General features: G+C 66.1%; 13 protein-coding genes, 2 tRNA genes and 1 pseudogene. 10 read left to right on the forward strand and 6 right to left on the reverse strand.

Going from position 1 to position 23,228, the window contains the following annotated elements; all coding sequences use genetic code 11:
• Positions 1-14: 14 nt before the first annotated feature.
• Positions 15-512 carry an HNH endonuclease gene (locus CJZ80_RS13500; RefSeq protein WP_094514316.1) on the reverse strand — a complete coding sequence of 166 codons (498 nt, stop codon included), beginning with the start codon at positions 510-512 and terminating at the stop codon, positions 15-17.
• Positions 513-637: 125 nt separating this feature from the next.
• Between CJZ80_RS13500 and alr the strand changes: the two genes are divergently transcribed.
• Together alr and CJZ80_RS13510 are read left to right on the forward strand one after the other, a co-directional pair.
• Positions 638-1,864, forward strand: coding sequence for an alanine racemase (gene alr / locus CJZ80_RS13505; RefSeq protein ID WP_094514321.1), 1,227 nt, complete (start codon positions 638-640; stop codon positions 1,862-1,864).
• An 18-nt stretch (positions 1,865-1,882) separates the two neighbouring features.
• Positions 1,883-1,971 (forward strand) — tRNA-Ser (locus tag CJZ80_RS13510).
• 35 nt (positions 1,972-2,006) lie between these two features.
• Here the strand turns inward: CJZ80_RS13510 and CJZ80_RS13515 are convergent.
• Entirely contained in the window at positions 2,007-3,008 is a 1,002-nt protein-coding gene (locus CJZ80_RS13515) for a serine hydrolase (RefSeq protein WP_094514325.1), read from the reverse strand.
• Positions 3,009-3,025: 17 nt separating this feature from the next.
• Here CJZ80_RS13515 and CJZ80_RS13520 point away from each other — a divergent pair, with 17 nt between their 5' ends.
• The 5 genes from CJZ80_RS13520 (at position 3,026) to CJZ80_RS13540 (ending at position 8,910) form a co-directional block, all read left to right on the forward strand.
• Entirely contained in the window at positions 3,026-3,763 is a 738-nt protein-coding gene (locus CJZ80_RS13520; protein WP_094514425.1) for a C40 family peptidase, read from the forward strand.
• Between the two features lie 30 nt (positions 3,764-3,793).
• Positions 3,794-4,792 (forward strand): glycosyltransferase family 2 protein, encoded by a 999-nt coding sequence (locus tag CJZ80_RS13525; RefSeq protein ID WP_094514327.1) that lies wholly within the window; start codon positions 3,794-3,796, stop codon positions 4,790-4,792.
• A gap of 111 nt (positions 4,793-4,903) precedes the next feature.
• Entirely contained in the window at positions 4,904-5,020 is a 117-nt protein-coding gene (locus CJZ80_RS13530; RefSeq protein ID WP_094514330.1) for a photosystem I reaction center subunit VIII, read from the forward strand.
• A 71-nt stretch (positions 5,021-5,091) separates the two neighbouring features.
• The gene (locus CJZ80_RS13535; RefSeq protein ID WP_094514333.1) at positions 5,092-5,583 is read left to right on the forward strand and encodes a photosystem I reaction center subunit XI; all 492 of its coding nucleotides are present in this window, start codon (positions 5,092-5,094) and stop codon (positions 5,581-5,583) included.
• 204 nt (positions 5,584-5,787) lie between these two features.
• Positions 5,788-8,910 (forward strand): efflux RND transporter permease subunit, encoded by a 3,123-nt coding sequence (locus CJZ80_RS13540; RefSeq protein WP_094514335.1) that lies wholly within the window; start codon positions 5,788-5,790, stop codon positions 8,908-8,910.
• Between the two features lie 246 nt (positions 8,911-9,156).
• Here CJZ80_RS13540 and psaB read toward each other — a convergent pair whose 3' ends face one another.
• Both psaB and psaA read right to left on the reverse strand, forming a co-directional pair.
• Positions 9,157-11,370, reverse strand: a complete 2,214-nt coding sequence (psaB, locus tag CJZ80_RS13545) for a photosystem I core protein PsaB (protein ID WP_094514338.1) — start codon at positions 11,368-11,370, stop codon at positions 9,157-9,159.
• 21 nt (positions 11,371-11,391) lie between these two features.
• A complete protein-coding gene (gene psaA / locus CJZ80_RS13550) occupies positions 11,392-13,695 on the reverse strand; it encodes a photosystem I core protein PsaA (protein ID WP_094514341.1) in 2,304 nt (767 codons plus the stop codon).
• Positions 13,696-14,202: 507 nt separating this feature from the next.
• Here psaA and CJZ80_RS13555 point away from each other — a divergent pair.
• Both CJZ80_RS13555 and cobJ read left to right on the forward strand, forming a co-directional pair.
• On the forward strand, positions 14,203-15,672 hold the full coding sequence (locus CJZ80_RS13555; RefSeq protein ID WP_144037040.1) for a hypothetical protein: 1,470 nt from the start codon (positions 14,203-14,205) through the stop codon (positions 15,670-15,672).
• Positions 15,669-17,459: a precorrin-3B C(17)-methyltransferase gene (cobJ, locus tag CJZ80_RS13560; protein ID WP_094514346.1), complete on the forward strand. Its 1,791-nt coding sequence runs from the start codon at positions 15,669-15,671 to the stop codon at positions 17,457-17,459. The genes CJZ80_RS13555 and cobJ overlap by 4 nt, the downstream gene beginning before the upstream one ends.
• Positions 17,460-17,526: 67 nt before the next feature.
• Here the strand turns inward: cobJ and CJZ80_RS13565 are convergent.
• Positions 17,527-17,600, reverse strand: a tRNA-Pro gene (locus CJZ80_RS13565).
• A gap of 67 nt (positions 17,601-17,667) precedes the next feature.
• Here CJZ80_RS13565 and lipA point away from each other — a divergent pair.
• A pseudogene (gene lipA, locus CJZ80_RS13570) lies at positions 17,668-18,540 on the forward strand (lipoyl synthase); the annotation flags it as partial.
• Between the two features lie 79 nt (positions 18,541-18,619).
• Here the strand turns inward: lipA and gltB are convergent.
• On the reverse strand, positions 18,620-23,215 hold the full coding sequence (gene gltB, locus CJZ80_RS13575; RefSeq protein WP_094514351.1) for a glutamate synthase large subunit: 4,596 nt from the start codon (positions 23,213-23,215) through the stop codon (positions 18,620-18,622).
• Between the last annotated feature and the right edge of the window lie 13 nt (positions 23,216-23,228).

Below are 23,228 nucleotides of genomic sequence, written 5' to 3' on the forward strand. Positions count from 1 at the left end.
GTCTGGCGCCGGCTTCAGGCCCCGATCACATACTTGGCCCACTCGCGACGGCCGGAGCGGATCTGGCGTGTGGCCTCGAAGTAGAGGGTGCTCACGGGCCGCCGCGGCACCCTCGCCAGTGGCATGGAGGCCTCGCGCGGGGTGCGGTTGCCCTTGCGAACGTTGCAGCGCAGACAGGCGGTGGTCACGTTTTCCCAGCTGTCGCCCCCTCCTCTGCTGCGGGGGATCACGTGATCGATCGACAGCTGATCGCCCTGATAGCCGCAGTATTGGCAGGAATGGCCGTCGCGCTGAAAGACATTGCGGCGGGTCAGGGGCAGCTCCTTGAAGGGCACGCGCACGAACTGGCGCAGCCGGATCACCGATGGCAGCAGCAGATCGTCCCGCAGGATGCGGCTGCTGTCGTGTTCGAGGCCTTCCGCCTTCCCCTTCAGCACCATCACCGTGGCACGACGCCAGGTCGTGATGTTCAACGGCTCATAGGAGGCGTTCAGTACGAGAACCTGGCTCACGACGCTCTGTCGAGGGGAGGCATGCCAGACCTCCTGCGTGGCGGCATGCTAATGGGAGTTTCTGGTCCTGCTTCAGATCCGCTCCAGGTTCGCTCTACGCGGCTCCCTGCCACGCCCTCGCCCGGATGATTCCCGCTTCCGACGCTCCTTCCTTCCCCTCCGCCACTCCCTCCACCACCGACGCCCCGCTCGCTTGCGGTCTGCATCCCACCCAGCGAGCATGGGTGGAGGTGGATGCTGCGGCAATCCAGCGCAACGCCAGCCGGTTGCAGCGCTTTCTCAGCCCCGGCTGCGCGTTGATGGCCGTTGTCAAGGCCGATGGCTATGGCCATGGCGCCCTGCCCGTGGCGCAGGCGGCGCTGGCCGGCGGTGCCAGCTCACTCGGGGTGGCCACCCTGCAGGAAGGTGTGGATCTGCGGCAGCGGGGAGTTAAGGCACCGATCCTGGTGATGGGCAATCTGGTGGGCGCCGAAGAGCTTCATAGCTGCCTGCACTGGCAGCTGATGCCCACGATCAGCACGCTGGAGGAGGCCAGCTTGAGCCACCGCCTGGCGGCAGGCACCGGTCGCCGTATGGCGGTGCATCTCAAGCTCGACACCGGCATGGCCCGGCTGGGGGTCGACTGGCGCGTGGGTGCCCAGCTGCTGGAGTCGCTGCATGACCTCGACCACCTGGAGGTGGCCGGGCTGTATTCCCATCTCGCTGATGCCGATGCCCCTGACGCCGGCGGCTCCGATCTGACCCGCCAGCAGCAGGAGCGGTTCGAATGCGTGCTGTGCCAGGCCGCGAACCGCGGGCTGGCCACCGGCCTGCGTCATCTCGCCAACTCCGCCGGCAGCCTGCGCGGGCCTTCCCTCCACTACGACCTGGTGCGGGTCGGCCTGGCCCTCTACGGCCATGCGCCTGCCCCCCATCTGGCCACGCAGGTGCAGCTGGAGCCGGCCATGGGGGTTCGTGCCCGGGTCACCCTGCTGCGCGATGTCCCAGCCGGCGTGGGGGTGAGCTACGGCCACCAATGGCGCGCGCCGCGGCCCAGCCGCCTGGCGGTGGTGGCGATCGGTTACGCCGATGGCGTGCCGCGCTCCCTATCCAGCCGCATGGAGGTGCTGTTCGCGGGCCACCGGCTGCGCCAGGTGGGTGCGATCACCATGGATCAGCTGTTGATCGATGCCACCGACGAACCCGAGCTGCGCGTGGGATCGGTGGTGACGTTGCTGGGCTGCGACGGGGACATTCGCATCGGTCCGGAGCACTGGGCCGCCACCTGCGGCACCATCCCCTGGGAGATCCTCTGCGGCTTCAAGCATCGGTTACCGCGGCTCCGTCCCGACGAGGCCTGTCACAGGCGCTGATAAGCTTTGCCAGCCCCTGGAGAGGTGGCTGAGTGGTTGAAAGCGGCTCCCTGCTAAGGAGTTACAGGAGGCAACTTCTGTCGAGGGTTCGAATCCCTCCCTCTCCGTTCCCTGGTTCTGCAGCTCCCGCGCTGCTCCTGGCTCACTGAAGCGTGGGCCTGCCTTGGCGCTGCTGGTCAGTGGCGGCCTTTGCATCGGCAGGCCGCACCTCTGGATCCACGGCGCTGGCTTTCAGCAGGCCGGCAGCCAGCTGGGGCAACAGGCGTGCATCCTGCGCCCGTTCGGACCCCTCGCTGAACACCACCAGCAGAAAGGGACGATGGCCCTCCATCTCCACATAGGCAGCATCGTGGCGGGCCTGGCTCATCCAGCCCGCCTTGCTCCAGAGCCGGGCGGACAGCGGCAGCCCTTCACCGAGGAAGCCGTCCACCTGATTCTCTGGATCCGCCGCCCGCAGCGCTGGATCGAGAGGACGCCGCAGCAACTCGCGCATACGGGCACTCGCCAGTGGCGATACGAAGGCGCCCGCCATGGCGGCATGCAGCAGGCGGGCAGTGGCATCGCTGCTCAGCCGGTTGCGGTTGGCGCGATCGGGTCCGTAGAACTGGCGCTCCCGCCCGTAAGGGCCATCGCCCCAGGTCTTCTGACAGAGGTTGCAGGCCTCCATCTCGGGCCAGCCCAGGCGGGCGAACCAGCGGTTCACCAGCTGACGTTGCGCCATCCAGGCGTCCAGAGCGGCCGGAGGCAGGTCCGGACCGCTGGTGGTGCCGGTCAGCATGTCCACCACATAGCCGGTGGCGTCGTTGTTCGAGTCACGGATCATGTCCGCGAGGGAGCGCCGCAGCTCCGGCGACTCCTCCAGCAACTGGCGCTGCAGCCAGGCTTCCGCCGCCGCCAGATAGAAGAGCTTCACCACGCTGGCGGGGTAGACGGAGCGGCCACCCGCCCAACTCGCTCCGGCCGGCGGCAGGGCCCAGAACGTCGCCGGATCAAGCCCATCGGCCTGGCCGATCAAGGAGGTCTCGTACCGCAGCCAGGTGACGGCAAGCTGATCGGCAAGACCGGGCCGGGCCTGCCCTTCCAGTTCGCGGAGCCGCTCCTGCAGGATCGTGCCCATGGCCCCATCCGGGCGGTAGAACGCCATCGATGTCGGCCACGGGAATGGTGAGATTAGGCACTCCCGCAGCGGCGGAACTGCTGGTGACAGGCAGCCTCTGGCGCCTGCTGGCCCCGCTGGACGGGTACAGCCGCCCCAGCGGGGCGGGGCTCGCCACCCAGGCCGCGGCAGGGCGCTGCCTGGAGGTGCTCCAGGCAGCAACGCCGCCGGAGGGAAGGCTGCGGGTGCGGCTGCTCGAAGACGGCTACGGCTGCTGGCTGGATGCGGGTGAACTGGCCGGCATGGCGGAAGCGGCAGCCCGTCCGTTGCCGCGGCTGCTGACGGCGGCAGCGATCCAGGCCCGGCTGCCTGAGGTGCTGGAATTTGCGGCCGGCGCTGCCGCCCACCCCAACCACTACCTCTGGGGAGGCACCACCGGCCCCCACTACGACTGCTCCGGGTTCATCCAGAGCGCGTTTGCCCAGGCGGGGATCTGGATTCCCCGTGACGCCTATCAACAGGAACGGTTCTGCCAGCCGGTGGCGGTGAGCCCCTCCACCCTGACGCTGCTACGACCGGGGGACCTGATCTTCTTCGGCCGTCCGCAACGCTGCACCCATGTGGGACTGCACCTGGGCTCCGGGCGCTATCTGCACAGCTCCGGACGCGACCACGGCCGCAACGGTCTGGGCATCGACCATCTGCCCCCCTGGGACACGCATCCGGTGGCCAGCCACTACCGCCGGGAACTGCGGGGCGCCGGCAGGGTGGTCCACTGCCATGACGGCAGCCCACTCCCGTAAGTTGCAGGCTCACCTCTTTCCGCCAGCCCCATGAGCGCGCCCCTCCGGCTGGAGCTCTCGGTGGTGATCCCCCTCTACAACGAGGAAGAAAGCCTGCCACCGCTGGTGGAGCAGGTGCTGAGCGCCGTGCGTCCCCTGGGGCGGCCCTTCGAACTGGTGCTCGTCGACGACGGCTCCACCGACCGCACCGCCCAGGTGCTGACCGGTCTGGCCGCGCGCGTGCCGGAGCTGGTGGCCGTGCTGCTGCGGCGGAACTACGGCCAGACCGCTGCGATGGCGGCGGGTTTCGATGCCAGCACCGGCGTCATGATCGTGACCCTCGACGGAGACCTGCAGAACGATCCGGCCGATATCCCACTGCTGCTGGAGCGGCTGGAGGACGGCTACGACCTGGTGAGCGGCTGGCGGCACCTGCGCAAGGACGCTGCCGTGCAACGGCTGCTGCCGTCGTTGATCGCCAACCGGCTGATCGCGCGGGTGACCGGGGTGCGCCTGCACGATTACGGCTGCTCGCTCAAGGCTTACCGCCGTGAAGTGGTGGCCGACATGAACCTCTACGGCGAGCTGCATCGCTTCCTTCCGGCGCTCGCGTTCATCGAGGGCGCCCGGATCGCCGAGGTGAAGGTGAACCACCATCCACGGCGCTTCGGCAGCAGCAAATACGGCATCGATCGCACCTTCCGGGTGCTGATGGATCTGCTCACGGTCTGGTTCATGAAGCGGTTCCTCACCCGTCCCATGCACGTGTTCGGGTTCGGGGGGCTGGCCTCCCTGGCAGTGGGCCTGCTGATCAGCCTCTACCTGCTGGGCGAGAAGGTTTTCCTCGATGCCGATATCGGCAATCGTCCCCTGCTGCTGGTGGCGGTGCTGGCGATCGTGGCCGGCATCCAGTTGTTCTGCTTCGGGCTGCTGGCGGAGCTGCAGATGCGTACCTATCACGAAAGCCAGGGGCGGCCCATCTACCGGGTGCGGCAGACCCTCAAGGGGCCCCGTGGCGCTGAGCTGGCCGCAGCGGTGGGCCCGGCCTGAGCGATGGGTTTGTCCCTGCCGGATTGAACTTTTATGTCGCCCTGTGCAGGCTTCTGAGCCTGGCCGAAAGCGATCCTTACAGTACCGGCGGTTGCTGTATTGGCCCAAGCCATGACTGGAGAATTCGTAGCTGCCTGGCTGCCGTCGGTGTTCGTGCCTCTGGTGGGAATCCTCGGTCCTGCTGTCGCCATGGCCCTGCTGTTCAACGTGATCGAAGCCCGCGACTGAACCGGTGCACGGGTCAACGCCCGCCGGTCTTTCGCTCCGCCCGTTCGCCTCCCCTTCGCTCGCTTCACCTCATGACCGTCCACCCCGTCGCCGACCCCACCGTCGGCAACCTGGCCACCCCGATCAACAGCAGCTACTTCACCAAGGCGTTCCTGAACGCGTTGCCCGCCTACCGTCCGGCGTTGTCCCCCAACCGGCGTGGCCTGGAAGTGGGCATGGCCCACGGTTTCTTCCTCTATGGGCCTTTCGCCCTCACCGGGCCGCTGCGTCTCACCGAGTACGCCAGCACCGCCGGCCTTCTGGCCACGATCGGTCTGGTTTCGATTCTCACGGTCTGCCTGTCGATCTACGGCACCGCCGGCACCGGTCCCAACGTGCAGCCCCCCGACGCCACGATCGACAATCCCCCCGCAGACCTCTTCACCAAGGCCGGTTGGGCTGAGTTCGCCAGCGGCTTCTGGCTCGGTGGCTGCGGCGGCGCCGCCTTCGCCTGGTTCCTGGCCGGTACCGCTCTGGTGGCTCCGCTCACCAACCTCGCCGGTGGCGTCTGGAGTGTGAACTGATGCGCTGAGTCGTCAGCGTTCACCTTGAAGCCCCGCCCAGGCGGGGCTTTTTCATGGCCGGTACCCAGGTTGGCATCAGGCCGGCACTGGCCCTGGGGCAGAAGCTGCGGCCCAGCAGCCGGCGCGGTGCCAAAACGGCTCAGGAGCGGGGGCAGTTTCTGTAAGGATTGGTGAACGACAGGCTTGAGTTGCGGGATCGGATCCATGTCGGTGTCTGATCCGTTTCTGCGCCGGCCGGTGCTCACCCTGGTGGTGACCCTGCTGATCCTGCTGGCCGGGCTGATCAGCCTGCCGGCATTGCAAGTGGAGAACCTGCCGCCGATCGCGCCAATCCGCGTGATCGTCCGCGCCAGTTATCCCGGCGGTGGAGCAACGGTGGTTGAACAGGGTGTCACCACTCCTCTGGAGCAGCAGCTCAATGGCCTAGAGCGACTGGAGAGCATCCGCTCCACCAGCTCTGCGAATGGCAGCGCAATCACCCTCACCTTCGATGGCGGTAACGCGGAGCTCAACCAGATCAATGCCCAGAACGAAGCAGCTCTGGTTAACAGGCAGCTGCCGCCCCAGGTGGCCCGTCTGGGGGTTCAGGTACGGCGCAGCTCTGACGATCTGCTGATGGTGCTGAGTTTCAGCGCACAGCGAGGCCTTTATGCACCATCCTTCCTCAGCGGCTGGATCGACCAACAGCTCAAGGACCGGCTGCAGCGTGTGCCGGGTGTCGGCAATGTCACCATCTCCGGTGGAGGGCAGCTCGCCTTCCGCCTCTGGCTCGATCCAGCGGCACTGGAGCAGCGCCAGCTGACGATCAGCGATGTTGAACGGGCAGTGGTCGGCCAGAATGTTCTGGCAGCCCTCGGCCAGGTGGGCGACGCCCCCAGTCCAGCCGGCCAGCTGACGACCCTACCCCTGGAGATGGAGGGCCGCCTGCGCAGCGTGCAGGAGCTGGAGTCGCTGGTGGTCAGCCGGTCGGCCAACGGCGGGGTGGTGCTGCTGAGCGACGTGGGGCGCGCCAGCCTTGAGCCCGAGAGTTTCGACAACTCCGCCCGGAATCTGGAAGGAAACACCACGGTGGTGGTTCAGATCTTCCAGAGGGACGGCAGCAATGCGCTGCAAGTGAGCAAAGCCGTGAATGCGGCACTGGCGGAACTGGCGCCCAGCTTTCCGCCTGGCATCGCCTTGCAGCAGATCGTGGATGTGGCCGACAGCGTTCGAGAAAGCATCGATCTCACCTGGGCGAGTCTGCGGGAGGCGGTGCTGCTCGTCCTTATCGTCCTGCTGCTCTCGCTCGGCAACACCCGGCTGGCCATCGTCACCGCCGTGGCAGTGCCGGTGTCCTTGATCGGAAGCCTCACGATCCTGAGGCTTGCCGGCAGCTCGATCAATACCCTCACGCTGTTCGGCATGGTGCTGGCCACAGGGATCCTTGTGGACGACGCCATCGTTGTGAGCGAGGACATCGGTCGCCGGCTGGAGCTGGGGGAAACACCGCTGCAGGCTGCGCGGAACGCCATGAACGAACTGGCCGGGGCGGTGATCGCCACGTCGCTGGTGCTCGTTGTGGTGTTTCTGCCGGTGTTGGCGCTGCCCGGCAGTGTTGGCCGGCTCTACCAGCCCATCGCCATCACGATCAGCGCCACGATTCTCCTCTCCACGGTCAACGCGCTTACGTTCACGCCTGTAGCAGCGAGCTGGCTCCTCGTTCACGGCTGGAAGGAACCCCACTGGCTGCTGAAGATCCTTGATCGTCCCCAGCGATGGCTCGACAGGCTGCGGCGTCTCTATGGCGAAGCACTGCAGCATTGCTTCCGCTGGCGCCGGCTGATCCTGGTTGGGCTGGCGGCAGGCCTGGTCCTGGCAGTGTGGGGCCTGGGTCAGTTGCCCACCGCCTTCATTCCCCAGGAGGACGACGGTCAGGTACGCGGCGTGGTGGTGTTGCCCGGCGGCTCCTCCCTGGAAAGCACCGAGACGGTGCTGGAAAAAGTGAGGCAAATCGTCGTGCAACAAGAGCCTGCCGTCCGCGTGGGGACGTTCAATGCAGGCCGCTCCTTCGGCGACAGTGCCGCGAACCGGGGCACCTTCTTCCTGCGGCTCAAGCCCCTGGCAGAGAGAGGATCAGGCCGGGAGATGAGCAATGAAGCCGTCGCTCGACGGCTCGGAAGGATTCTGAGAGAACGCCTGCCGGAAGCATCTGTGCAAGTAAGCGTTCCACCTTCCGTGCGGGGCTTCAGCGGCGAAGGAGGCCTGGAGATGGAGCTCCTTGACATCAGCGGCGGCCGTATGAGCCTGGCAGATTTCGAGCGCGAGGTACGTGATTTCATCGCCGCTGCCAACACCACCGACGCCTTTGAGCGGGTAAGCACCCGCTTCAGCGCCGATTCCCCCCTGCTGCGACTGCGGCCGGATCGACTGCGAATGGCATCGCTCGGGGTTGATCTGGAAACGGTGGTGTCCACCCTGGGAGCCAGCTTCGGCAGCAGCTACGTCAACGACAGCTTTGAGGGCGACCGGGTGCGGCGTGTGGTCGTGCAGCTGGATGGCGCAGACCGAAGCACGGCGGAGAACGTGTTGGCCCTGAAAATCCGCAGTGCCGGCGGGGCACTGATACCGCTGCGGGAAATCGTGCAGCTGGAGCAAGCAAGTGGCCCGGTGGCGATCAACCACAGCCGCCTGAGACGGGCGATCACCGTTCAGGCTGTGCCCAGGGCAGGAGTCAGCACCGGCCAAGCCATCGCCATGCTGGAGCAGGTGCATCAGGCGCGTCCCAACCTCACCACTGACCTCGAGTGGGTGGGACTGGCCCGCGAGGAACGCCAGTCAGGCGGAAGGGCCTGGCTGGTGTTTGCATTCGGTGTGGCCGTCATGGCGTTGGTGTTGGCCGCCCTCTACGAGAACTTCATCGATCCTCTGATCATTCTGATCACTGTTCCCCTTGCCTTGGTCGGAGCGGTGGTTGGTCTGGCAAGCAGGGGCAACTTTCTTGATATCTACGCTCAGATGGGGATGTTGGTATTGGTGAGCCTTGCCGCCAAGAACGGCATTCTGATTGTCGAGTTCGCCAACCAAAGGATGGCGGAAGGGAATGGACTGCGGGAGTCGGTGGAGGAAGCCGCCCTGAGCCGCCTGCGGCCGATCCTGCTCACTGCTCTGGCATCACTGGCCAGCATCCTGCCGCTCTTGCTGGCAGGGGGCAGCGGGGCCGCAGGACGGGCCAGCATGACCAGCATCAGCACAGTTCTCTTCTACGGCCAGTTGGTAGCCACAGTTCTCACGTTGTTTGTCGTGCCGGTGGTGTACGTCGAAGTGAAGATGCTCGAAGGTCGGCACTGAAGACATAACCTTCCGCAGCAGGTTACACCAGTGAGACAGTGAAACCGGGCCACACTTTCCATCCCTTGGCACCACTTCCGCACGGCAGGATCAGGTGCCAAACCCCCATGAGTTCAGCGTGTCGCAAGCTTTACGGAATTGCGATGTCATCGTTGTGTCAGCACCTGCTTCTGCGCAAGAAAAAACCCCCGGGTATACCCGGGGGTGAAGGAGGATCGTCCCTCGAAGATCAGGCTGGCCGCAGGGTCAGCCGAATTTGCCGGAGGTGGATGCGATCAAGAAGGCTGCGTATGTGAGCACGTAGCCAACGGAGAAGTGCGCCAGACCGACCACACGGGCCTGAACGATCGAGAGAGCGACGGGCTTGTCACGCCAGCCCACCAGGTTGGCGAGCGGGGTGCGCTGGTGTGCCCAGACGATGGTTTCGATCAGCTCCTGCCAGTAACCGCGCCAGGAGATCAGGAACATGAAACCGGTGGCCCACACCAGGTGACCGAAGAGGAACATCCAGGACCAGACGGCCAGGTTGTTCGATCCGAACGGGTTGTACCCGTTGATCAGCTGGGAGCTGTTGAGCCAGAGGTAGTCGCGGAACCAGCCCATCAGATAGGTGCTGGATTCGTTGAACTGAGCCACGTTGCCCTGCCAGATGGCCAGGTGCTTCCAGTGCCAGTAGAAGGTGACCCAACCCACCGTGTTCAGAGCCCAGAACACCGACAGGTAGAAGGCGTCCCAAGCAGAGATGTCACAGGTGCCGCCACGGCCGGGGCCGTCGCAGGGGAAGGAGTAGCCGAAGTCCTTTTTATCGGGCATCAGCTTGGAACCACGGGCGTCCAGAGCACCTTTGACCAGGATCAAGGTGGTGGTGTGCAGGCCAAGCGCGATGGCGTGGTGCACAAGGAAGTCGCCAGGGCCGATGGGCAGGAACACATCGGTGTTGCCGTTGATGGCATCGAGCCAGAAGTGATCACCAGGGATGTTGGCCGAAGCCAGGCTGGCGGCACTGCTGGGGTTCGAGAGCAGCACATCCATTCCGTACATGGCTTTGCCGGAGGCAGCCTGCACGAACTGAGCAAACACGGGCTCCACCAGGATCTGCTTCTCGGGGGTTCCGAACGCCACGACCACGTCGTTGTGGACGTAGAGGCCGAGGGTGTGGAAACCGAGGAACAGGGAGACCCAGCTGAGGTGGCTGATCAGAGCTTCCTTGTGATCAAGCATCCGAGCCAGAACATTGTTCTTGTTGGCTTCGGGGTCGTAATCACGAATGAAGAAGATCGCACCGTGAGCGAAGGCACCGACCATCAGGAAGATGGCGATGTACTGGTGGTGGGTATAGAGAGCAGCCTGAGTCGTGTAGTCCTTGGCGATGAACGCATAGGACGGCATGGCATACATGTGCTGCGCCACCAGGCTCGTGACCACACCCAGCGAAGCCAGGGCCAGGCCGAGCTGGAAGTGGAGCGAGTTGTTGACGGTGTCGTAGAGGCCCTTGTGCCCAGCACCGAGGTCACCAGGGGTGCCCTTGGGGGGGTTGTGAGCATCAAGGATCTCGCGGATCGAGTGACCGATTCCGAAGTTGGTCCGGTACATGTGACCGGCGATCACGAAGATGCAGCCGATCGCCAGATGGTGATGGGCAATGTCCGTGAGCCAGAGCGCCTCAGTCTGGGGGTGGAAGCCACCCAGGAAGGTGAGGATCGCGGTGCCGGATCCCTCAGCAGTACCGAACACCTGGTTGACGGTGTCGGGGTTCTCGGCATACACACCCCAGTTGCCGGTGAAGAACGGAGCAAGACCGGCGGGGTGGGGCAGCACGTTGAGGAAGTTGTCCCAGCCGACGTGCTGACCGCGGGCTTCGGGAATCGCCACGTGGACCAGGTGACCGGTCCAGGCGATGGAGCTGAAGCCGAACAGAACAGCCAGGTGGTGGTTCAGACGGGATTCAGCGTTCTTGAACCAGGCCAGGGAAGGCCGGAACTTGGGCTGAAGGTGAAGCCAGCCAGCGAACAGGGCCCAGGCCGACAGGATCATCATGAAGATGGAACCCTGATAAAGCTCGGCGTTGGTCTTCATTCCGATCGTGTACCACCAGTGGTACAGGCCGGAATAAGCGATGTTCACCGGAGAGGTGGCACCCGCCTGAGTGAAGGCGGTGATGGCCCCTTGGCCGAAGTGAGGATCCCAGATCGCGTGAGCGATGGGACGGACATGCAGCGGATCGGCGACCCACTGCTCGAAGTTGCCCTGCCAGGCGATATGGAACAGGTTGCCGGAAACCCAGAGGCCAATGATGGCCAGATGACCGAAGTGGGTGGAGAAGAGCTTCTGGTAAAGCTTCTCCTCGGTCATCCCGTCATGGCTCTCGAAGTCGTGAGCCGTGGCGATGCCGTACCAGATACGGCGGGTCGTCGGGTCCTGTGCCAGACCCTGGCTGAACGAAGGAAATTTCGTTGCCATTGGGAAAGGTCAGGTGTGAGGTCAGCCGACCGCGATGAGTCGGGACAGGAAGAAGGCCCAGGTGGTAGCGATACCGCCCAGAAGGTAGTGAGCAACGCCCACGGCACGACCCTGAGTGATGCTCAGAGCACGTGGCTGGATGGCCGGAGCCACTTTCAGCTTGTTGTGAGCCCAGACGATGGACTCAATCAGCTCTTGCCAGTAGCCGCGGCCGCTGAACAGGAACATCAGGCTGAAAGCCCAGACGAAGTGAGCACCCAGGAACATCAGGCCATAAGCACTGGAAGAGGTGCCGTAGCTGTTGATGACCTGAGCGGCCTGCGCCCAGAGGAAATCGCGCAACCAGCCATTGATGGTGATGGCGCTCTGAGCGAAGTTGCCATTGGTGATGTGCTGAACGCTGCCGTCCGCATTCACCGTGCCCCACACATCGCTCTGCATCTTCCAGCTGAAGTGGAAGATCACGATCGAGATGGAGTTGTACATCCAGAAGAGGCCGAGGAACACATGGTCCCAAGCCGAAACCTGGCAGGTACCGCCACGGCCGGGGCCGTCGCAGGGGAAGCGGAAGCCCAGGTTCGCCTTATCGGGGATGAGCCTGGAGCTGCGGCTGTAAAGCACACCCTTCAGCAGGATCAGCACGGTGACGTGGATCGTGAAGGCGTGGATGTGGTGGACCATGAAGTCGGCCGTTCCCAGGGGGATCGGGCCGGCAGCCACCTTGCCACCCACAGCAACAACAGCGCCATTGAACACTTCGCTCACACCGGCCAGCGCGTTGGGCGCAGTGGTACCGGCTGCAGCGGCGTGCAGGCCCTGAATCCATTGAGCGAAGATGGGCTTCAGCTGAATGGCGGTGTCACTGAACATGTCCTGGGGACGGCCCAGGGCACGCATGGTGTCGTTGTGGATATAGAGGCCGAAGCTGTGGAAGCCAAGCCAGATGCACACCCAGTTGAGGTGGCTGATCAGGGCATCACGAGCTTTCAGAACCCGGTCGAGCACGTTATCGATGTGCTGGGCAGGGTCGTAGTCACGGATCAGGGCAATGGCCGCGTGAGCGCCAGCACCCACCACCAGGAATCCGCCGATCCACATGTGATGCGTGAACAGCGAGAGCTGGGTGGCGTAGTCGATGCCGATGTAGGGATAGGGGGGCATCGAATACATGTGGTGCGCCACGATGATCGTGAGCGAACCGAACAGCGCGAGGTTGACCGCCAACTGGGCATGCCAGGAGGTGGTCATGAACTCGAACAGGCCGTCGTGACCCTTGGGTGCGGGGAACAGCAGGGGATCGCCCTTCTGACCCTCAAGGATCTCCTTGATGCTGTGGCCGATGCCCCAGTTGGTGCGGTACTGGTGGCCGGCAACGATGAACAGGACAGCGATCGCCAGGTGGTGATGCGCGATGTCGGTCATCCAGAGGCTGCCCGTGACGGGATTCAACCCACCTTTGAAGGTGAGGAAATCGCTGTAGGCGGCCCAGTTGCCCGTGAAGAAGGCGGAAAGGCCCGCTCCGAAACCGGGGAACAGCTGAGCGATCAGGTCCTGGTTGAGGAATTCGTGGGGGAGGGGAATGTCCGCCACCGAGGCGATGGTCTTGCCATTGAGCACCAGCGGCTTGCCGGCATCCATGGCATCCATCAGGGCCGTGGTCGGCAGGGACACGTGCAGGAGGTGACCCGTCCAGGACAGGGACCCCAGCCCGAGCAGACCGGCCAGATGGTGGTTGAGCATCGACTCAACGTTCTGGAACCACTCCAGCTTGGGGGCTGCCTTGTGGTAGTGGAAGACACCGGCGTTGAGCATCAGACCGGCCATCACCAGGGCGCCGATTGCCGTGCAGAGCAACTGGAACTCACTGGTGAAACCCCAGGCTCTCCACACGTGGAAAAGACCTGAGGTGATCTGGATGCCGTGGAAGCCGGCGCCCACATCGGCGTTGAGAATTTCCTGGCCGAAAATGGGCCAGACCACCTGAGCACTCGGTTTGACGTGCAGGGGGTCGGCCAGCCAGCCGGTGTAGTTGGAGAAGCGGGCACCGTGATAGAAGGCGCCGCTCAGCCAGATGAAGATGACGGCCAGATGGCCGAAGTGAGCGCTGAAGATCTTCCGGGAGACCTCTTCAAGGTCGCTCGTGTGGCTGTCGAAATCGTGAGCGTTGGCGTGGAGGTTCCAAACCCAGGTGGTGGTTTTGGGACCTTTGGCGAGGGTGCGATCGAAGTGCCCGGGCTTACCGAGAACATCGAAGTCGACGGGAACGGGGTTCCGGTCAACCATGGCCTTCGCCGTTTTCCCACGCTCTGGTGGGCTGATGGTCATCGAGACGTTCCTCGAGGGACGGGGTCGAGGTGGAGGTGGAGGTCCACCGCTCCGGCCGGGTGCAGGCACCTGGCCGGCGGGCCGAACAGCACCGCGGACCGGAATCCGCCATGCCGTTGACTCCAGAGGGCAGGGGCGTGGCGAAAGCCAAAACCCGTTGCCACGACTGGGGCAAGGGCCCCGATGAGGGGACCGCTGGCGAGAGTATAGGGGCGAGCTTCTGGCCGTTTGCCGAGGAAGTAACAAAGGTTCAATCCCCTGGCTCTCCTGTCTGGGACTGGGCTCTCCCGCCCGATTCTTGTCATTGAAATGCCGGGGATAAGCCCCCATTTGTTATCCGGCAATTCCGGATATTGGAGCGTTGATTCAAGTCCTCAGGGCGGCATCGATTCTGCGCTCACCAATGGGCCAGCAGAATGTCCAGGCCGTCGTCAGGGCAGGAGCAACGAGATGGTCATGGCGAGCCTGCCTGCCCGGAAGCTGCCGCACTTGCGGGGTTCACGCGCCTTGGGGCGGACCATCAGCGCCGGCCTGCTGTGCCTCACCGTGTTGCTCAGCGGAGGCTGGGGCTGGAGAAACGCCAGCTCACCTCCGCCTACCGCTGCACCGGCTCCGCTTGCCAGCGGCACCGTGCGCGAAGTCGCGCCGCCCCGCCCGACTGAGCAACTCAAGGAGGTGCTCAGCGCCCATCGCCCGCAGCTGACGATCGTTGCGCCGGCGCCGGACACCGTTCTTCCCGCCGACCCCTGGACCCTGGAGCTGCGTGTGGCTGACTGGCCGCTGGCGGGGACCAACCCAGGCGCTCCCGGCCCCCATCTGGTGGTGCAGCGCGACCAGGAGACACCGATCCGGGTCGGTGCGACGCCTGCCAGCCGCAGCAATGAGGACTCCGCCGATCCGCGCACAGTGAAGGTGCCGATGGAGCCGCTCACCCCGGGCAGCCATCGGATCAGCGTCTACGCCGCCTACCCCTGGGGTGAAGCGGTGAAAGCGCCCGGCGCCAGCACCCAGATCCGGTTGCACCGCGCCGCCGCCAACCCCCTGGGGGTGCCACAACCCGCCAGCCCCCAGCTGATTCCGGCCATTCCTTTCGACCTGATCCAGGCAGAACCGGTGCTGATCGACTGGCTGCTGTTCGATGCCCCCCTGCAACACCTGCGCGACGGCGACGACAGCTGGCGGTTGCGGATCACCCTCAACGGCGACAGCTTCCTGGTGGACCGTCAGACCCCGATCTGGCTGAAGGGACTGACCAGCGGGGAAAACGCCATCCAGCTGGAACTGCTTGATGGGAGGGGCGACCCGCTCAATGCACCCTTCAACTCCCTGGTGACGGCGGTGACACTCACGGCTGGGGCTCCATCGCGCTGGCCCTCCACTCCCCTCAATGACGCTGAGCTGAAGCGGGCCCTGCTGGGCGGAGCGGTCGGAACCTCCCCAGCAGAGCCGGCGCCGCCCAATCCGCCGGCGCCACCAGGGAAGCCATTTCCACTGGGGCAGTCATCTGCTTCTGGGCAACCATCGGCTCCTGGGCCGCAGGATCCGGGCGACAGCTCGGGCGCCAGCGCCAGAAATGTGGAGGAGGAAGCAGAGGCGGAGGCGGAGGAGCCGGAACCTGCCACCCTCTCCGCTCCGTCTGCCACTGCTGCGCTCTCCGCTGCCGGCCTGGCAGACGGGGAGCAGGTGGGGGCAGCATCCATCGCCGAGAAGGACGCCCCCCCACCTGAACCTGAGCTCGAGAGCCAACCTGAACGTCAGGCCAAAGCCGAAATCGAAACTCAGCTCAAAACGGGTAACGAACCTGGGCCCGAAATCGAACCAGAACACGAGCCGGAAGACCCGCCAGCTCCTAGCGATGGGATTGTCTCCATCCCTGGTGCTCCTAGCGAAAGAGATGCCGACGACGGACCGACAGCCGGCCCGTCCGCCGATGCGGGCGAATCGCCGGCGATCGGGCGTGCCAGGTTCGGCGCATGAACGACCCTACGCCTGACGCCTTGCCCTTGCCCTGCCGGGGACTCAGCCTCAGTCCTGCCGGCCAGCCCCTGCTTCAGCGGCTGCACCAGGCCGGGCTGGTGCAGGACATCGCCAGCCCCGAGGAAGCCGGCGGCACCTATCTGTCGCGGGAGTGGGGCAACAGCCGGTCCTTCGTGGCTGTGGGTGCCTGCGGAGCCATCACCCGGCTGATCGCACCACTGCTGCAGGGCAAAAGCCAGGATCCGGCGGTGGTGGTGGTGGATCCGGCCGGACGCTTCGCCATCCCGCTGCTGGGCGGCCATGGCGCCGGGGCAGAGCGTCTGAGCCAGCAGGTGGCGGCCCTGCTGGGCGGCCAGGCCGTGCTGACAGGCGCCAGCAGCGGCAGCGGCCGCCTTGCCCTCGATGGCTTCGGCACCGCGTGGGGATGGCGGCGCGGCAGCGGTGACTGGGACGGCCTGATGCAGGCAGCGGCCAGGGGGGAGCAGCCATTGGTGCAGCAGACCAGTGGCTCCCCCCTCTGGCGCGAGCTTGAAGCGACCCAGCCGCTGAGCGGCGTGCCCGACCCGGCAGCTCCTGTGCTGGTGATCAGCGATCAACTGGGCATGGGCTGTCGCTGGCACCCTCCCAGCCTTTGGTTGGGGGTGGGCTGCGAGCGCGGCACCAGCTTCACCCTGCTGGAGCGGGCGGTGCTGGCAGCGCTGCAGGAGGCTGGGTTGGCGCCGGAGGCCGTCGCCGGCCTGTGCAGCGCCGACCGCAAAGGGGATGAGCCGGCACTGCTGGCGCTGGCCGCTGAGCGCCAGTGGCCGCTGCGGCTGTTCAGTGCCGCCGAGCTCGCCGTTGTGCCGGTGCCGACCCCTTCGGCGGCCGTGGCGCGGGAGATGGGCACGGCCAGCGTGGCGGAGGCGGCAGCGCTGCTGGCCGCCGGACCCGGGGGCTGCCTGCGCCAGGCCAAACGCATCGAACGCTGCCGCAGCGACGAACGCGGAGCCGCCACGGTGGCGGTCGCGGCCGCCGCGGAGCAGTGGGCGCCGCAACGGGGCCGGCTGCATCTGATCGGCAGCGGGCCTGGCGAGCTGGCCCTGCTCACTCCCGATGCCCGTGCCGCACTGGCGGCGAGCACGGTCTGGGTGGGCTACGGCCTGTACCTCGACCTGCTGGAACCACTGCGTCGGCCTGATCAGCTGCGCTGCGACGGCCAGCTCACCCTGGAGCGGGAACGGTGCCGCCAGGCGCTGGAGCTAGCGGCGCAAGGCCTGACGGTGGCACTGGTGTCATCGGGCGACAGTGGCATCTATGGCATGGCCGGGCTGGCGCTGGAGCTGTGGCTGGCCCTGCCGGCCGAGGCCCGCCCCGGCTTCACGGTGCATCCGGGCATTTCCGCGCTGCAGCTGGCGGCCGCCCGCGCCGGAGCCCCCTTGATGCACGATTTCTGCACCATCAGCCTGAGCGATCGGCTCACCCCATGGGAAACGATCGAAACCCGCCTGCGCGGGGCAGCTGCGGGGGATTTCGTGGTGGCCCTCTACAACCCGCGTTCGCGCGGACGCGACTGGCAACTGGCCCGGGCCTGCGCCCTGCTGCTCGAACAGCGGGGCGGCGACACGCCGGTGGCCCTGGCCCGGCAGCTGGGGCGGCAGGACGAGCACGTGAGCCTGCACCGGCTGGCGGACCTGCCGGTGGCGGAGGTGGACATGCTCACGCTGGTGCTGATCGGCAACAGCACCACACGGATTCAGGACGGCCGCATGGTGACCCCCCGCGGTTACCCCGGGGCTGATCTGGCCTGAGCCACGGTTGATCTTGCCCTTGACCGTGCCAACGCGGCGAAATCCGCGGACGCTGTGAAGTTGAAAGTCGGGATGACAGGATTCGAACCTGCGGCCCCTTCGTCCCGAACGAAGTGCGCTACCAAGCTGCGCTACATCCCGATGGGGAGAGGATAGGCGATCGCCGCTCCGGGGCCCCTAAATTCATGGGCTGTTCAGGCGTGGGTCCGTGTCGCAGCTCAAACCCGACTGGCTGCGCGTCAAAGCCCCGCAACGGGAGCGCATCGGCGCGGTTGCCGACCTGTTGGTCGACCTGAAGCTGAACACGGTCTGCCAGGAAGCCAGTTGCCCCAACATCGGCGAGTGCTTCGCCGGTGGCACGGCCACGTTCTTGATCATGGGGCCGGGCTGCACCCGCGCCTGCCCTTACTGCGACATCGATTTCGACCGCAGCGTGCGGGCGCTGGATCCCACCGAACCGGAACGGCTGGGCGAGGCCGTGGCCCGGCTGGGTCTGCAGCATGTGGTGATCACATCGGTGAACCGCGACGACCTCGACGACGGGGGCGCCAGCCAGTTTGTGGCCTGCATCGCCGCCGTGCGTCAGCGCTCCCCCGGCACCACCATCGAGCTGCTGATCCCTGACCTCTGCGGCAACTGGGAGGCCCTGGCCGCTGTCATGGCAGGTAAGCCCGAGGTGCTGAACCACAACATTGAAACGGTGCCGCGTCTGTACCGGCAGGTGCGTCCTCAGGGGGTGTACAGCCGCTCGCTGGAACTCCTGGCGCGGGTTCACGACCAATGGCCAGCCACGTACACCAAATCGGGCCTGATGGTGGGCCTGGGCGAAACCGACGCCGAAGTGCTCGACGTGCTCGCCGACCTGCGCCAGCACCACGTCGACATCGTGACGATCGGCCAGTACCTCTCTCCAGGGCCGAAACACCTGGCCGTTCAGCGTTTCGTGGAGCCTGCCACCTTTGCATCCTTCCGCCAGCAGGGTGAAGGGGAGCTGGGATTCCTGCAGGTGGTGAGCTCACCGCTCACCCGCAGCAGCTACCACGCCGGGGAGGTGCGGCGGCTGATGCGGGAATATCCACGCGGCGACGGCAACCTCGGCAAGGAAACCGGGGCTGGCGGCACAGCACAGCCCCTCGCGGCAACGCGGAGCTAGTGGAGCCCTAGGCGGGCACCGTGACGCGGCCCTCAGCCAGACCGACGGTGGCCAGCTCACTGGGGGGAACGAGCACCTTGAAGCGGGGACGCCACTGAGGCCAGTTGGCAAGCACCTCGGCGGCCCGGCGGCTGCCGGTGAGCTCGAGATGGGTCTCCAGCAATGGCTTGAGCAGTTGCTCCTGCTCGGGGGTGTCCAGCGGAACCATCGAGACGATCTCCGGGTTGAGCCGGGCGGCGAGTCCGTCGTGCTCGTCGAGCAGGAACGCCACGCCACCGGTCATCCCGGCGGCCACGTTGCGGCCGGTGCTGCCGAGAATCACCACCACGCCTCCGGTCATGTATTCGCAGGCGTGATCGCCGCTGCCTTCGACCACAGCGACCGCGCCGCTGTTGCGTACGGCGAAGCGCTCACCCGCCCGGCCCAGCGCAAACAACTCGCCGCCGGTGGCGCCGTAGAGGCAGGTGTTGCCCAGGATCACCTGGGCGCCGGGATCGGCCGCGCCGGCAGGGGGCACCACCACGAGCCGCCCGCCGTTGATGCCCTTGCCGACGTAATCGTTGGCCTCGCCCACGAGGGTGAGCTGCATGCCGCGCAACAGGAAGGCACCAAAGCTTTGGCCGGCCCCGCCCTCAAAGCGGAGATCGAGCAGACCGTTGAACCCCTTGTTGCCGTGAAGCGCGGCGATTTCGCCTGCAATCCGCGCTCCCACACTGCGGTCGGTGGTGAGGATCCGCAGCTGGCGCTGGATCTTGCCATGGCCTTCGATCGCCGCCAGCACTTCAGCGTCCTCCAAGAGGCTGTCTTCGAGGATGGGGCCATTGCCGTGGGCGGACGCCTCGTGCTGCAGCCAGGAACGGTCGCCGGCGTGGGGAACCGTATCCAGCAGGCAGGAGAGATCCACCGAGCTGGTCTTGACCAGCTGCACCTCCCGGCGCTGGAGCAGGTCGTTGCGGCCGATCAGGTCCTCCAGCCGCGCCACGCCCAGCACGCTGAGCAACTGGCGAACTTCCTCGGCCACGAAGGCGAAGAAGTTCACCACGTGTTCGGGGATGCCGGTGAAGCGCTTGCGCAGCGCCTCCTTCTGGCTGGCCACACCCACGGGGCAATTGTTGGTGTGGCAGACGCGGGCCATGATGCAGCCCTCGGCAATCATGGCCACCGAGCCGAAGCCGAATTCCTCGGCACCGAGCAGGGCGGCCATCACCACGTCCCAACCGGTCTTGAGGCCGCCGTCTGCACGCAGCAGCACCCGGTCGCGCAGGCCGTTGGCCAGCAGGCTGCGGTGCACTTCCGACAGACCCAGCTCCCAGGGGCTGCCGGCGTGCTTGATCGAACTGAGCGGCGAGGCACCTGTGCCTCCGTCGTGGCCGGAGATCTGGATCACATCGGCATTGGCCTTGGCCACACCGGCGGCGATCGTGCCGATGCCGATCTCAGACACGAGCTTCACAGACACCTTCGCGGCCGGATGGACCTGGTGAAGGTCGTGGATCAGCTGGGCCAGATCCTCGATGGAATAGATGTCGTGGTGCGGCGGCGGTGAGATCAGGGCGACGCCGGGTTTGCTGTTACGCAGCCAGGCGATGTAAGCATCCACCTTGGGGCCGGGCAGTTGGCCGCCTTCGCCGGGCTTGGCTCCCTGGGCCACCTTGATCTCCAGCTGGGTGCCGCTGCGCAGATACTCCGGCGTGACGCCGAAGCGGCCGGAAGCGATCTGCTTGATGGCGGAGCAGGCTGTGTCGCCGTTGCGCAGGCCACCGATGGTGGGGAGTGTGGGGGAATGGCCGCCGGCGTCGACGTCGTGGAGCGGGTGATAGCGGGCGGGATCCTCGCCCCCTTCGCCGCTGTTGCTCTTGCCGCCGATGCGGTTCATCGCCACCGCCAGCACTTCGTGGGCCTCACGCGAGAGGGCCCCGAGGCTCATGCCACCGGTGCAGAAACGGGAGCAGATGCTTTCGGCGCTCTCCACCTGATCAAGGGGCAGCGGCTGGGGGGCGGGGGTGAGCTCAAGCAGGTCGCGCAGGGAGGTGACCGGACGGTTCTCCAGCAGGGTGCGGTAGGTGGAGAAGTGGTCGTAGCCGGGGCCCGCTGCCACGGCTGCATGGAGGGCCTTGGCCATCTCCGGGCTGTTGAGATGGAATTCGCCGCCTGTGCGGTATTGAACGAAGCCCATGAACTCCAGCTTGGTGCGATGGAGTTCGGGGAAGGCCTTGGCGTGGAAGGTGAGGGTTTCGCTGGCGAGATCCGCCAGGGTGAGGCCCGCCACCCGGCTGGTGGTGCCTCGGAATGCCAGCTCGATCAGGTCGGCGCCGATGCCGATCGCCTCAAAGATCTGAGCCCCGTGATAGCTGGCCAGCATCGAGATGCCGATCTTGGAGAGGATCTTGCGAAGGCCGGCTTCCAGGGCCTGGCGCACATTCGCCTGGGCCGCAGCGGCATCAATGGCGGGCAGCCGACCCCGCTCGATCAGAGAGATGGTCTTGGGCAGCTGCAGCCAGTGGCGCGTGGTTTCCCAGGTGAGCCAGGGGCACACAGCACTGGCACCGAAGCCGATCAGGCAGGCCAGGTGATGGGTACTCCAGCACTGAGCGGTGTCCACCACCAGAGAGCAATGCAGCCGCAGGCCCAGACCCAGCAGGTGGTGGTGCACCGCACCCACGGCCAGCAGAGGCGGGATATAGGAGGTGGTGGGCGAAAGACCAGATCCGCAGCGGTCGGAGAGCACCAGGATTTCGGCCTGGTTTCGCACGGCCTGCTCCGCCTCCTGGCAGAGCCTCTGCACCGCGTCGCCGAGGCCGGCCGGCCCCGCTTCCACCGGCAACAGGGTGGAGAGGGTGATGGTGGCCAGGCCCTGCTCCGGCAGTGCCTTGAGCTCCGCCTCATTGAGCAGCGGCGACTGCAGATGCAGCACCGAGGCAGAACCGGGCTCAGGCCGCAGCGGTGAGCCCCGGCGGCCGAGGTGCATCTCCAGGCTCATCACCAACTCTTCCCGCAGGGGATCGATCGGCGGGTTGGTGACCTGGGCGAAGCGTTGCTTGAAATAGTCGTAAAGGAGGTGGGGCTTGGAGGACAGCACCGCCAGGGGGATGTCGTCGCCCATGCAATACGTGGGTTCCTTGCCCTGGCCAGCCATGTCCTCGATCACCAGATCGAAGTCTTCGGCGGTGAAGCCGAAAGCGGTCTGGTGCTGCAGCAGGTCGAGGGCCCCCAGGCTCGTCTCGGTGATCCAGGGCCGGCTGTCGAGCGCGCGGCGGTGCTCTAGCAGCCAGGCGCCGTAGGGATGGCGGGCCGCCACTTCCTCCTTCACCTGCCAGTTGCGCAACAGGCGGCCTTGCTCGAGATCGACGGCGAGCATCTGACCGGGGCCGAGACGGCCCTTTTCGATGATGCGGCTTTCGTCGATCTCCAGGACGCCGGTTTCCGATCCCATCGCCACCAGGCCGTCGCTGGTGATGCAGTAGCGGGCGGGGCGCAGACCGTTGCGATCGAGCGTGGCACCCACGCTGCGGCCATCGCTGAACACCAGCAGGGCCGGGCCATCCCAGGGTTCCTGCACACAGGCGGAATAGTCGTAGAAGGCCTGGATCGCTGGCCGTGATTCCAGCTCCGGTTGCTGCCGGAACGCCTCGGGCACGAGCGTGAGCAGGCTGTCGGTGATCGGCCGACCGCTGCGCACCATGAGCTCGAGCATGGCGTCGAGGTTGGCGGAATCGCTGAAGGCGGCGTTGACCACCGGCTTGAGGTCGTTGGCGGCGTCGCCCCAGATCGCATCGAGGTGCGACTGGGCAGCGTGAGCCCAGTTGATGTTGCCCAGCAGGGTGTTGATCTCACCGTTGTGACCCAGCAGGCGCATCGGCTGCGCCAGGGGCCAGCGCGGCAACGTGTTGGTGCTGAAGCGGCGGTGGTACACGGCGAAGCTCACCGCGAAGCGGGGGTCGCGCAGGTCGGCGTAGAACGCCGGCAGCACCTCGGAGCGCACCATGCCCTTGTAGACGACCGTGCGGCTGCTGAAGGAGGCGAAGTAGAGATCGCTGGGGCCGGGGCCCCAGGCTTCCCTCACCAGATCCCCGACGCGGCGGCGGCAACGGAAGAGCAGGGCTTCGAGCGCATCGCCAGCCACCTCGCCTTCCACGAGCCACTGCTCGATTGCGGGGGCGGTCTGGCGGGCCAGTGGGCCGAGCACCTCAGGCGCTACAGGCACCTCACGCCAGCCGATGCTGCGCAGGCCCAGGCCGGCGGCCGCCTGCTCACAGAAGGCGCGTGCCACAGCTCGGCGCTCCGCCTCGGCGGGCAGGAACAGCATCGCCAGACCGCGGGGCCGACCCTGTTCGCTGCGGGCGGCGGGCCAGACCGCTTCCAGGTAGGGCCAGGGGATGCCACAGAGGATGCCGGCGCCATCCCCGGAATCGCCGTCGCCACCGCAGCCACCGCGGTGCTCCATGCAGTGGAGACCATGCAGGGCCTGGGCGAGCAGAGCATGGCTCGCCTCGCCGCTGAGCTGGGCCAGAAAGCCAACGCCGCAGGCATCGCGCTCGCCCGCCACGGCCTCAGGCGCCGGACTGTCGCAATGGGGCCAGACGGGACGGGAGAAGTGAGGCATAACCCAGGAGAGA

This window comes from Synechococcus sp. MW101C3 (assembly GCF_002252635.1).
Lineage (GTDB): Bacteria > Cyanobacteriota > Cyanobacteriia > PCC-6307 > Cyanobiaceae > MW101C3.